Source organism: Sphingomonas sp., from assembly GCF_050725575.1.
In the GTDB taxonomy this organism is placed as follows: domain Bacteria; phylum Pseudomonadota; class Alphaproteobacteria; order Sphingomonadales; family Sphingomonadaceae; genus Sphingomonas.
Map to the genome: position 1 here is coordinate 1 of NZ_JBOHHW010000065.1, position 12,140 is coordinate 12,140.

Here is a 12,140-nt window from a genome sequence, read left to right on the forward strand (position 1 = left end):
GGGGCTCCCAACGCATTGGGAACAGGCCGGAAATCGACACTCGAAATCCAACATAACAGGGGTGGCTTTTTTTATTCCGGACAACAGCGGAAAATCGAACCGGATGATGACCGCGACTCGCATCGCATCAGCCCCCGGTCGACTGTCGATCGCGCCTGGTTCGACCCGGAATGTCAGGACGGCGTCCCGCCAAGTGCGTTAGGCGGCATCCCGCGCCGATGCGCTGCGCGGTCGGGCAAGCGCCGATCCATTCGCATCGAACAGATAGAGATGCTCGGGCGGCAGGCTGACGGTGATGATCGAGCCGATCGCCGGCCGCTCGGCAAGCGCGCAGGTCAGCGGCTCTTCCAGGCCAGCGAGATCGAGATAGCCGAAATGGGCGCTGCCGAGCGATTCGACGAAGCGCACCACGGTCTCGACCCGATTGGCCTCACCATCGCGTATGAAATGTTCCGGCCGGATGCCAAGCGTCATGGCCGCCCCCGGCGCCAGGCTTGCATTGATGTTGGTGCGGATCTCTGCGCCTCCGGCCAGCCGGACCACCGCGCCGCCGGCGGTATTGGCGAGCAGGGTCGCGGGCAGCAGGTTCATCTTCGGCGACCCGATAAACCCGGCGACGAAGATCGTGTCGGGATGGGCATAGAGTTCGGCGGGCGTGCCGACCTGTTCGACACGGCCGGCGGACAGCACGACAATGCGGTCGGCTAGGGTCATCGCCTCGACCTGGTCGTGCGTGACATAGATCATCGTCGTGCCGAGCGTCTTGTGCAGCCCGGCGAATTCGTAGCGCATGCGGACGCGCAGCGCCGCGTCGAGATTGGACAGCGGCTCGTCGAACAGGAACACTTGTGGCTTGCGCACGATTGCGCGGCCGATCGCGACGCGCTGGCGCTGGCCGCCGGACAATTGTTTCGGCTTGCGGTCGAGCAGATGGCCGATATCGAGCGTCGCCGCCGCCGCCTCGACCGCCGCGTCGATCTCCGCCCGGGGCAAGCGCTGCAGCTTCAGCCCAAAGGCCAGATTCTCGCGCACGCTCATATGCGGGTAAAGCGCATAGGATTGGAACACCATGGCGATGCCGCGATCGGCCGGGGCGACGTCATTGACCGTTCGGCCGCCGATCGACACCTCACCGCGGGTCAGGCCCTCAAGCCCTGCAATGACCCGCAACAGGGTCGATTTGCCGCAGCCCGACGGGCCGACGAACACGATGAACTCGCCGTCCGCGATGTCCAGGTCCACGTCGCGCAGCACCTCGGTTGTCCCGAAGGATTTCGAGGCCCGCACCAGCCGTACGTCCGCCATCAACCTCTCCCGCCGGCGCTGATCGCCGGTCGCAGGCGCCTCAAGTAACCGGTTACAGGGCGATGCGCCATACCGGGGAAGCAACGGGCGCCGAAGAAGTGTCATAACAATATAAAGATATCTTTATATCTCACTTGACGCCGCGGCCATTCGCTGGGATGCTAGGGCGTCGAGGTTCTCCGCGAGCATGTCGTTCGTGGAGCTAAGACGGGAAGCCGGTGCGGCCGCGGAGCGATCCAGGACCAATGCCGGCGCTGCCCCCGCAACTGTAAGCGGCGAGCGGCGGCCATCGAGTGTCACTGGCGGCGTCAAGCTGCCGGGAAGGCCAGGCCGACGTGACGACCCGCGAGCCAGGAGACCTGCCTCGTCACGATAACGTCCACCGGCGGGGTGTCCGGGCTGGTCGCTTGCATGTCGTGGCCAGGCCCCCGTTCGGGTGGTCCGGGCGCACGTGCCTGTGCCCGTGCCCGGAGCTTCGCCCTTCATCGGGTATGAAGATCATGACCGTCACGATTGCCACATTGGGTTTCCCGCGCATTGGCCCGCGCCGCGAACTGAAATTCGCGCTTGAACGCTTCTGGTCCGGCAAGGCGAGCGAAGCTGAACTGCTCGAGTCCGCCGCCGGCCTGCGCACCGCCGCCTGGGCGCGGCAGCGTTCGCTCGGCACCGACTGGCTGCCGTCCAACGATTTCTCGCTCTACGATCATGTACTCGACACCAGCGTCATGCTCGGGGCGATCCCGGAGCGTTATGCCGCCGCCGAGGGCACAGCTGACCTGGCGACCTATTTCGCGATGGCGCGCGGGTCGACCGGCGATGACGCGGGCTGCGGCCACACCCATGGTGCGGGCGAGACCGCCCAGGAAATGACCAAATGGTTCGACACCAATTATCATTACATGGTGCCCGAACTGGTCGCGGGACAGCGCCTCTCGCTCACCTCGGCCAAGGCGGTCGATGACTATCGCGAAGCCAAGGCGCAAGGGTTCGAGACGCGCCCGGTGCTGCTCGGCCCGGTCACCTGGCTGTCGCTCGCCAAGACGCGCGACGTCGATGCGTTCGACTTTCTTGACCAGGTCGTCGGCCTGTACAGCGCCGTGCTCAGCCAGCTGGCCGCGGCCGGCGCCGAATGGGTGCAGATCGATGAGCCCTGCCTGGTGCTCGACCTCGGCGATCGTCAGCGCGATGCGCTGACTCTCGCTTATGACCGGCTGTCGCGCTGCGGCGTAAAGCTGATGCTGACGACCTATTTCGGCGGCCTGGAGGATAATCTGTCCTTCGCCACGTCGCTGCCGGTCGCCGGCCTGCATGTCGATCTGGTGCGTGCACCGGAACAGCTCGACACGGTGCTCGCTGCGGCGCCGGAGAGCCTGTTGCTCTCGCTCGGTGTGATCGACGGGCGCAATATCTGGCGCGCTGATTTGCCGGCATTGCTCGACCGGCTCGAGCCGATCGCTGCGACCCGCGACCTGATCCTCGCGCCGTCCTGCTCGCTGCTTCACACGCCGATCGATCTGGCGCTGGAAACCGGCATCGATGCGGAAATCGCGCAGTGGCTCGCCTTTGCGGTGCAGAAGATCGAGGAACTCAGCGTTCTGAAGGGCGCGCTCAACCAGGGCCGTGACAGTGTCGCCGCACCGCTCGCGGCATCGGCGCAGGCGGCCGCCAACCGCCGTACCTCACCGCGTATCCATGACGCGGCCGTGGCGGCACGGATCGCGGCGGTGACGCCGGACATGCAGCAGCGCCGCTCGGGTCATGCCGTCCGTCAGGCCGAGCAGCAGACCGCGCTTGGCCTGCCGCTGTTTCCGACCACGACGATCGGCTCCTTCCCGCAAACCCCGGAAGTGCGTCAGGCACGCTCGCAGCACGGCAAGGGCCTGATCGACGACGCGGCCTATGAAGGCTTCCTGCGCGAAGAAACCGAACGCGCGATCCGCTGGCAGGAAGAGGTCGGTCTCGACATGCTCGTGCACGGCGAGTTCGAGCGCAACGACATGGTGCAATATTTCGGTGAGCAGCTCTCCGGCTTCATCTTCACCCGCCACGGCTGGGTTCAGAGCTATGGCTCGCGCTGCGTGCGGCCGCCGATCCTGTTCGGTGACGTGTCGCGGCCCAAGGCGATGACGGTCGAGTGGTGGCGCTATGCGCAGGACCTTACCGTGCGGCCGATGAAGGGCATGCTGACCGGCCCGGTCACCATCCTCAACTGGTCGTTCGTGCGTGACGATCAGCCGCGCAGCGCCAGCTGCCGTCAGATCGCACTGGCGATCCGCGATGAGGTGATCGATCTCGAAGCGGCGGGCGCCAAGGCGATCCAGATCGACGAAGCGGCGCTCCGTGAAGGACTGCCGCTGCGCCGCAAGGACTGGCAGGCCTATCTCGACTGGGCGGTCGAATGCTTCCGTCTCTCCGCCGCCGGGGTTGGCAACGCGACTCAGATCCACACTCATATGTGCTATTCGGAGTTCAACGATATCCTGCCCTCGATTGGCGCAATGGATACCGATGTGATCTCGATCGAAACCGCACGGTCGCAGATGGAGCTGCTCGCCGGCTTCGCCAGCTACCGCTACCCGAGCGGGATCGGGCCGGGCGTGTATGACATCCACGCGCCGCGCGTTCCCGGCGTCGCGGAAATGGTCGATCTGATGAAGCTCGCCCGCACGCATCTCGATGCAGCGCAATTGTGGGTCAACCCGGATTGCGGGCTGAAGACGCGCAAATGGGCGGAAGTACGTCCTGCAATCGAGGCGATGGTTGCCGCCGCGCGGGAGTTGCGCGCGGCCGCCTGACGGTTTGTCCCCGGACGGTGTTGGGGCCGTCCGGGGGCATATCCGCCGAACCCTCTCTCACTTGTCTCGGCCATATACATCCTTGCGAAACGCGAGGCCGGCATCGGTCGCGGTCGCGGTGATATAGGTCAAATAGACCGGCACTTGCGCCGGCAGCGGCACTGCCTGTTCCGGTTTGCCCGAACCGGTGCCGATCGGCCTGGCGAGCAGCCAGCGGCCGAGTTCCGCCGCATTTTCCAGGCGGATGCAGCCATTGCTGAAATGACGATCATCCTTTTGCAGCAAATTGCGATTGGGCGTGTCGTGGAGATAGATGCCTTCCTTGTTGGGGAAGATGAATTTCACCCGTCCCATCGAATTGCCCGCCCCCGGCAATTCACGCAGCCGCAGTACCTGCTTGCCCGATGCGACCGCCGCCCAGTCAATCGATGCCGGGTCGAGCTTGCGTGCCGACGGGCCCCAGTCCGACAGCGCCTCCATCCGCAGCGAGGTCAGCGACTTGCCGCCGAGTATCTTCGGCGCGACACTCTTCTCGGCGAGATAATCGGGCACGTTCCAATAGGGGTTGAGGATCGCCCATTGCAGCGTCCCGGCGAGCATCGGAGTCTGGGTCTCCTGCGCACCCACGACAACGCGCATCGTGCCGACCTGCTCGCCCGCTTCATAATACCACAGCCGGCCTGATGACGCGTCGACTACGATGTGGCGGGTCCATGGCCCGGGGAGCAGCCGGGCGCGGTCGAGATTGAGCTGCAGCCGCTCCATCGTTTCTTGCGACGCGCCCGCTTTCTCGGCGCGCGCCATCAGGTCGCGCAGCCGGACATAGAGCGGGCTCATCCAGCCCATATCGGCGACATAGTCGCTAAAGGATTTGGGAAAGGCGGCGGCGCGCAGCACGCGGTCGGCCGGGAGCTTTTTCGGCTTCAGCTTGCGATCGGCATAGATCATCCGTGCGCCGCCACGGCGCTGATCCTGCACATAGCGCGCAAAAGCGTCGGAAAGCTCGAGCTCGGCGCGGGCCACTGCACGGGGATCGCCGCCACGCGCCGCGCCGACCGCGTCGCTAAGCTTGTCCGTGTCGTAGGAGGAGGATTTTAAGCCATCCAGTTCGGCGGATTTGAGGAAGCGGATCAGCGTATCGGCCTGACGCCCGATCTTGCCGCCCGGCGCCCAGAGCGGACGAAAGCCGCGATCCGCGTAAAAGCGCTTGAGCGAACCACCCGCTTCTTCGCGAATGGCGAGCGCGACGGGGCCGGTCGGCCTGGCGGTTGTGCGCGCCGGTTCTGCACGCGCCGGCGCGGCCGCGACCGGACCGGCGGCGATCGTTGTGATGATCAGGCAGGCGGGCAAGCAGAGGGGAATGCGGCGCAGCCGCATTCCCCGGAGTGAAGCGATCAGCCTCTTTCCCCCCGACGCGTCGGCGCGGGCGGCGGTGGGAGCTGCGGCACGGCGTTGGGGTGATAGATGCCGTCGGCGGTGTAATAGCCGTCGATGATGCCGTCGCCGTCGCGGTCAGCGGCAGTGCTGCCGGCCACTGCGCCCGGCGGGGGAGGCGGAAGTGCTGCGACTTCCTCTTTCTTGGCGCAGCCGGCGAGCGTGATGGCGCCGAGGCCCGCCAGCATGATGGATTGGAAACGCATACAGTTCATCCCTTTAAACGCGTGCCGGAAAGCTCCTGCACGCGGGTCCGCCCACCCCGGCGGGTCGAATCAGAGCCCGGCGTGATGCGCAGGTCATCCATTCAGCGATCAATTGTGCGATGTGCGCGATGACTGCCAAGGCCGTGCGGCAGCGGTGGTGTGAAGCGCCCCACGCATAAGACGGGTTGAAAATGCGGTGGCTGTGTGATCCTCAAAGGTGACGGGGCTCGACGAACCCCGTCACCCTGGCTTGCGGAAGCGCAGGATGAACTGATCAGTCTTGCCGCGGATAGAGGGATCGAAGACATTGGTGCTGCGTGAATCGGCGGGGTTGCGCAGCGCCTGCGATTCACCGTCGAGCACGAAACCGGCCGCCAGCACCTCCTGTTTGACCAGCGCTTCGTCGATGCGGTGCAGTTTCGCCATGCCGTCCGCGTCGAGCCCGGCTGCGCCGGCATGATCGAGCACCACGTAAAACCCGCCGGGCTTGAGCGCCATGAAGGCGGCCTTGTTGAGCCGCGCGACACCTGCCGCGCCGGTCCAGTTATGCACGTCGTGATAATTTTGCGAGGTCCAGACCAGGTCGGCCTGCGCCGGCGCATTCAGCATGTCATCGCCGGAAACAATCTCGCTGACGTTGCTGAATCCGTTCTCGGCGGAGACGGCCGGGGGCAAGGGGCGTCCTTTCAGTCGGTCGATGTAGAATTGCGGTGTCGCCGCATAGACTTTGCCCTGATTGCCGACTGCGGCGCTGAACACCCGGGTGAAATAGCCTTTGCCCGGCAGGTAATCGATCACGACCTGGCCGGGTTTGATCTTCGCGAAGACCACCATCTCATAGGGTTTGCGGTCGGGAGCCGCCGGGGCAGTATCGGCCGGCGCGGGCATATGGGGCGGCATGGCGTGAGCCCCGGCAGCGCCGCCATGTGAAATCGATAGAGCGCCGGCAATGCAAAGCATGCGGTGGATCGGGGTCATTGAGTCGTCCTTTGGGGAAGTACGGAAGGGCAAAGCTGGCTGGGCCGCTCAGGCAATTCGCCGCCAGATCGAGATCGGGACATCGCCATTGGGACGTGCCTCGACGGTATAGCTGAGCTCGCCCCGCTTCAGCTCATAATGGCGTTGCTGCTTCGCGCCGTTCCAGTTGGAAAAGCTTGCCTGATCGATCGTGAAGGTCAGCGTCTTTGTCGCCGCATCAACGGCGACGGTGCCGAAATGCGTGCTCATCCCCAGCACGGTGTCGCGATATTCCTCGGGCGTGCCTTTGGCCTTGTCGCCCGAGGCAAATTTGGGGCGTTCGCTCTTGTAGATCAGCAGCGCATAGCGCCCACGGGCGTCGATCATCAGGCTGCCCTTAGGCGCCTCACCATAGTCTCGACCGATGCTGCCATCGGGGTGGCGGACATCGGCGGCAACCAGCGTCCAGCTGCCGACCAGTTCGCGCGGAGGCACGGTTGCGCGCGCAGTCGTGGGCTGACCAAAGGCGAACAGTGAGGCAGTGGCGAGCACGGCGGCGGCGGCGACTTCAATCGTGCGGGGTGGTGGCATAAGCTTGAACATGGGATCCTCGCTGGTTGGATCATTGTCGTAGCGCCGCGCAATGCTTTCAAAAATTCGATAGTTTTGATCTGATGCTTTCGATAATATGAAGTAATGCAATCACCCAATCTCGACATGGATGTCCTGCGCACCCTGGTGCTGGCGGAGCAGCTTGGCGGCTTCGTCCATGCCGCCGGCCGGATCGGCCGCTCGCAATCGGCGGTCAGTCAGCAGATCCGCAAGATCGAGGAGCAGATCGGCCAGACATTATTCCGCAAACAGGGACGTGGCCTGGTCGCAACCGCTGCGGGCGAAATTCTGCTGGCCTATGCCCGCCGCATCCTGGAACTCAACGACGAGGCACTGGTCGCGATCAACGGGCTGGCGGCAAGCGGCACGGTGCGGCTTGGACTGCCCGGCGATTTTGCCGATAGCTGGCTCCCGGCGGTGCTCGGCCGGTTCAATCGCGCACTGCCGACAGCGCGGCTGGAGGCTGTGGTCGATCGCAACCGCGCACTGATCGAGCGGCTCGATCGCGGCGAGCTCGATCTCGTGCTGGCAATCAATCAGGGCAATCGCGCTGATGCACTGGTGCTGGAACGGCTGCCGGCGACCTGGATCGGCGCCGGACCGGGGCAGCTGGCATGGAATGCCGGCGATCCGCTGCCGCTGGTGCTGTCCGACCCGCCTTGCTTCTTTCGCCAGCGCGCATTGGCGACGCTGGAGGAGGGCGGCATCCCATGGCGTGTCGTGCTGACCAGCCCCAGCGTGCAGGGCATCTGGGCGGCGGTCGAGGCGGGGCTCGGCGTGACGCTGCGGATCACAGTCGGGCTCCCCGCCACATTGCGCCGAATTGGTGCTGCCGAAGGGTTGCCCGATCCGACCGGCGAACCCTTCACATTGTCATTGCACGATGGCGGGCGGGCATTGCCGCCAGCGGCGCGGCAGCTCTACGATTTCGTCGGCGACGTCCTGATCGCCAGGGTGGGGGCCGGAGCCGCCGGACCGGGGTGATCGATCCGGCCGGTCAGCTGCCCGGTACGCCGTACTGCGCGTCGTCGACCGGTTCCAACCAGTCAACCGCTCGGCCGTCTTGAGCTTCGGCGATCGCGATATGAGTCATTGCCGTGGTCACGGTCGCGCCGTGCCAGTGTCTCTCGCCCGGCGGGATCCACACGATATCGCCGGGGCGGATTTCTTCCCTCGGCCCGCCCTCGCGTTGCACCCATCCGAGACCGGCGGTGACGATCAGAGTCTGGCCGAGCGGGTGGGTGTGCCAGGCGGTGCGTGCGCCGGGTTCGAAAGTGACCGTCGCCCCGCCGACCCGCGCGGGTGCCGCGCGCTGGAACGGCGCGTCGATCCGGACCGTGCCGGTGAAATAGTCCGCCGGCCCTCTGGCCGACTCCGTCGATCCGTTGCGTTGGATGTCCATGATCTTGCTCCGTGAGTTCAGCGGCGGGTCGGCACGATGGTAACAGGCCGCAGTGTCACTTTCTCCCGCTGATTGCGGTCGCCTACAGGTTGGTCATCGTTTCAAGCCGGTCGGGATAGCGCTCGCCCGCGGCCGTGATCGCGTCCGCGGCCTCGGCAATGCGGTGCAGATCCTCGGCATTGAGGGTGAGCTCGGCGGCGGCGATATTCTCCTCCAGCCGGTGCAGCTTGGTCGTGCCCGGGATCGGCACGATCCACGGCTTCTGCGCCAGCAGCCACGCCAGCGCGACCCGTGCCGGCGTCGCCCGCTTGGTGCCGGCGACCTCGCTCAGCAGGTCGACGAACGCCTGGTTGGCGGTACGCGCCTCGGGCGTGAAGCGCGGCAGATTATTGCGGAAATCGCCGCTGCCGAACTGGGTCGTCGCATTGATCGCGCCGGTCAGGAAGCCCCGGCCAAGCGGGCTATAGGGGACCAGGCCGATGCCCAGTTCCTCCAGCGTCGGGATGATCTCCGCTTCGACCCGCCGCCACCACAGCGAATATTCGCTCTGCAAGGCCGTGACCGGCTGCACCGCATGCGCGCGGCGGATCGTCTGCACGCTCGCTTCGGACAGGCCGAAATGCTTCACCTTGCCTTCGCGGATCAGGTCGCCGACCGTGCCGGCGACATCCTCGATCGGCACCTCGGGATCGACGCGGTGCTGATAGAACAGGTCGATCACATCAGTCTTCAGCCGCTTGAGTGACGCATCCGCAACCGCGCGGATATTGTCCGGCCGGCTGTTGACGCCCGGCGCGGTGCGCGGATCGGTGCCGGGCCGGAAACCGAACTTGGTCGCGATGACGACCCGGTCGCGCACCGGAGACAGCGCCTGGCCGAGCAGCTCTTCATTGATGAACGGGCCGTAGATTTCAGCGGTGTCGAAAAAGGTCACGCCGCGATCGACCGCGGCGCGCAGCAGCGCGATCATCTCGGGTACGTCGTGCGGTGGTCCATAGGACGCGCTCATGCCCATGCATCCAAGGCCGATTGCCGAAACTTCCAGGCCACTTCGGCCGAGTTGACGCTGCTGCATGTCCTGTACTCCTGCTGCGCGCGGCGGCGGATGCCGTCCCGTTCGCGGCTTATTTAGGGTTTGCACGGTCATGCGATTAGGCTGCAAAATCGGCATGAAGCTATGATCCTCATTCATGAATAGCTACAGCACACCGCGTGACGATGGAGAGTTTCGATGCGGCGTGAAGAGCTGGGTGACCTGGTCGCCTTCCTGGCGGTCGCCGACGAACGCAGCTTCACCCGTGCCGCGGCGAAACTTGGCGTGTCGCAATCGGCGCTGAGCCACACGCTGCGCCGGCTCGAGGCGCGGCTCGGTTTTCGCCTGCTCACCCGCACCACGCGCAGCGTCGCGCCGACCGAGGGCGGCGAGCGGCTGATCGAGACGCTGCGCCCGGCGATCGAGGATATCGATGCGAAGCTCGCCGCGCTCGGCCGGTTGCGCGACAAGCCGGCGGGCACGATCCGCATCAACGCGGCGGAACATGCCGCGCGGTCGATCCTGTGGCCGGCGGTCGAGCGGCTGCTGCCCGATTATCCCGACCTGACGATCGAGATCCATGTCGATGCCGGGCTCGCCGACATCGTCAGCGACCGGTTCGATGCCGGGGTGCGGCTTGGCGAGCGGCTCGACAAGGACATGATCGCAGTGCCGATCGGGCCCGAGTTGCGCATGGCGGCAGTCGCCGCGCCAGCCTATCTCGCCCGCCACCCGGCGCCACGCACGCCGCAGGACCTGTCCCGGCATCGCTGCATCAATTTGCGCCTGCAATCGTCCGGCGGGCTCTATGCCTGGGAACTTGGGCGCGGCGGGCGCGAGGTGCGCGTGCGGGTCGATGGGCCGCTGATCTTCAACAGCTCGTCGATGATCCAGACGGCGGCGGTCGCCGACTTCGGTATCGCCTTCGTACCCGAGGATCAGGTCGCCGCGGCGCTCGCTGCAGGGACGCTGGTGCGGGTGCTCGAGCAATGGTGCGAGCCGTTTCCGGGCTATTATCTTTACTATCCGAGCCGGCGTCAGATGTCGCCGGGGCTGGCGGTGCTGGTCGAGGCGCTGCGCTATCGCGGTTAGGGGGCGATGACCGCCGTGTAGCGCGAATCCAGCTCGACCGCGCGTTCTTCATCCGCTTCGGCCCGTTTCACCTCGCCGCGCTGCCGATGCAACAGGCTACGCTGGTAATAATTGCGCGCTGCGTTCGGGGCGTAGCGCACCGCCCGGTCGAGATCGGCGCGCGCGCGCGCCGTGTCGCCCAGGCTCTCATAAGCCAGCCCGCGATTGAGATAGGCGAAGGCGAGTTTCGGTGAGGCTTCGATTGCCCGGTCGAATGCCGCGATCGCGCCGGCCGCATCATCCTGCCAGGCCCGCGACAGCCCGTCCGCGACATAAGCGGCGGCACGCCCTGCGGCACCCGGCTTGCCGGCATCGACCAGTTTTCTGCATGCGCTGAGATCATGGCCCGGGTCGTTCACCGTGCACGCATTCCAGTCGCCGCGATCCGCTCGCTTGCGCGCCAGTCGCCGGTCGACGGATGCGTCAACCCGTGATGCAGTGACCATGATCTCGCTGGAAACCGCCATATCGGCTACCGGCGCCGGAGGCGGCGGCGGTGGCGGAGCAGGCGCCACCAGCCCCGCAGCCCGGGCATTGCGGTCCGAATAGGCAGGCGCGCGCCGGAATTCCATTTTCGCCTGGGGTTGCGGCGATGGTGCGAAGCGTTGCGTCGATTGCGCCTCGGCGGAGGGGGGGGGCGCGACGACCCCGGTACTGTCCGCATTGTCGCGAACCGCGATTCCATCGACGCAAGCGCCGTTCAGGCAGGCATCGTTGCGCTCGACGGGGGCGACCATCGGCGGCACCACCACCGGTGCCGCTTCTGTCCCGGGAGACACGATCGGCGACGGTGGTGCGACGGCCAGGGTCGGCGGCGACGGCTTGACCGGCGGCGCGGTGACCGGGGGCGGCTTTGCCGGCTTTTGTGCCGCGCTTGGCGGTGCATGGTTGGCGATGGGAAGCCGGGGGTCGCCCGACATCAGGATCGGCAAGCCGATCGCCGCAACCAGGGCGACAGTGACCAGTGCGCCGATTTGCGGGCGATTGATCCGCGCCCACCACGGCGTCGATGCCGTCTCGCTCTGTCGCCCGGCCGGGTGAAGCGCGTCGCCGGCGGAATCGAAACGCCGCATCGCTTCCTCGATCGCTGCATCGCGCCGCGCCGGCCGCGGTGGCGGCGGTTGCGGGAGCGATGTGGCGATATCGTCGTCGTTGCTCATGCGCGGTTCCCATGACCCGGGCGCGCCGTGCGGCGCGCTTCGGGGAAAGCGCGGCGCGGCGGTAAAGGCCTGGCGCGGCAAGGGAACGGGAACAGCATCTGCCAG

At 66.1% G+C, this 12,140-nt stretch carries 11 protein-coding genes and 1 riboswitch; of the genes, 3 read left to right on the forward strand and 8 right to left on the reverse strand.

From position 1 onward, the window contains the following. Positions 1-198: 198 nt before the first annotated feature. Positions 199-1,305, reverse strand: a complete 1,107-nt coding sequence (locus ACRECS_RS25145; RefSeq protein ID WP_431585711.1) for an ABC transporter ATP-binding protein — start codon at positions 1,303-1,305, stop codon at positions 199-201. Positions 1,306-1,460: 155 nt separating this feature from the next. After that, positions 1,461-1,686: riboswitch (cobalamin riboswitch) on the forward strand. Between the two features lie 119 nt (positions 1,687-1,805). Here ACRECS_RS25145 and metE point away from each other — a divergent pair. Next, a complete protein-coding gene (gene metE / locus ACRECS_RS25150; protein WP_431585712.1) occupies positions 1,806-4,100 on the forward strand; it encodes a 5-methyltetrahydropteroyltriglutamate--homocysteine S-methyltransferase in 2,295 nt (764 codons plus the stop codon). Positions 4,101-4,157: 57 nt separating this feature from the next. Here the strand turns inward: metE and ACRECS_RS25155 are convergent, their stop codons facing one another. The 4 genes from ACRECS_RS25155 to ACRECS_RS25170 form a co-directional block, all read right to left on the reverse strand. Further along, positions 4,158-5,477 (reverse strand): L,D-transpeptidase family protein, encoded by a 1,320-nt coding sequence (locus ACRECS_RS25155; protein ID WP_431585713.1) that lies wholly within the window; start codon positions 5,475-5,477, stop codon positions 4,158-4,160. A 17-nt stretch (positions 5,478-5,494) separates the two neighbouring features. Beyond that, positions 5,495-5,740: a hypothetical protein gene (locus ACRECS_RS25160; RefSeq protein ID WP_187762119.1), complete on the reverse strand. Its 246-nt coding sequence runs from the start codon at positions 5,738-5,740 to the stop codon at positions 5,495-5,497. Positions 5,741-5,980: 240 nt separating this feature from the next. Next, positions 5,981-6,718, reverse strand: coding sequence for a class I SAM-dependent methyltransferase (locus tag ACRECS_RS25165; RefSeq protein WP_431585714.1), 738 nt, complete (start codon positions 6,716-6,718; stop codon positions 5,981-5,983). Positions 6,719-6,766: 48 nt separating this feature from the next. After that, a complete protein-coding gene (locus ACRECS_RS25170; protein WP_431585715.1) occupies positions 6,767-7,300 on the reverse strand; it encodes a lipocalin-like domain-containing protein in 534 nt (177 codons plus the stop codon). 93 nt (positions 7,301-7,393) lie between these two features. On the opposite strand from ACRECS_RS25170, the gene ACRECS_RS25175 reads away from it, so the two are divergent. Next, positions 7,394-8,293: a LysR substrate-binding domain-containing protein gene (locus tag ACRECS_RS25175; RefSeq protein WP_431585716.1), complete on the forward strand. Its 900-nt coding sequence runs from the start codon at positions 7,394-7,396 to the stop codon at positions 8,291-8,293. A 13-nt stretch (positions 8,294-8,306) separates the two neighbouring features. Here the strand turns inward: ACRECS_RS25175 and ACRECS_RS25180 are convergent, their stop codons facing one another. After that, complete coding sequence (locus tag ACRECS_RS25180) at positions 8,307-8,711, reverse strand: (R)-mandelonitrile lyase (RefSeq protein ID WP_431585717.1); 405 nt, start codon at positions 8,709-8,711, stop codon at positions 8,307-8,309. 82 nt (positions 8,712-8,793) lie between these two features. Next, complete coding sequence (locus ACRECS_RS25185) at positions 8,794-9,786, reverse strand: aldo/keto reductase (RefSeq protein WP_431585718.1); 993 nt, start codon at positions 9,784-9,786, stop codon at positions 8,794-8,796. A gap of 156 nt (positions 9,787-9,942) precedes the next feature. On the opposite strand from ACRECS_RS25185, the gene ACRECS_RS25190 reads away from it, so the two are divergent. Next, positions 9,943-10,836, forward strand: coding sequence for a LysR family transcriptional regulator (locus ACRECS_RS25190; protein ID WP_431585719.1), 894 nt, complete (start codon positions 9,943-9,945; stop codon positions 10,834-10,836). Here ACRECS_RS25190 and ACRECS_RS25195 read toward each other — a convergent pair. Beyond that, positions 10,833-12,035: a tetratricopeptide repeat protein gene (locus ACRECS_RS25195; RefSeq protein WP_431585720.1), complete on the reverse strand. Its 1,203-nt coding sequence runs from the start codon at positions 12,033-12,035 to the stop codon at positions 10,833-10,835. The two genes, ACRECS_RS25190 and ACRECS_RS25195, sit on opposite strands and share 4 nt — an antisense overlap. Between the last annotated feature and the right edge of the window lie 105 nt (positions 12,036-12,140).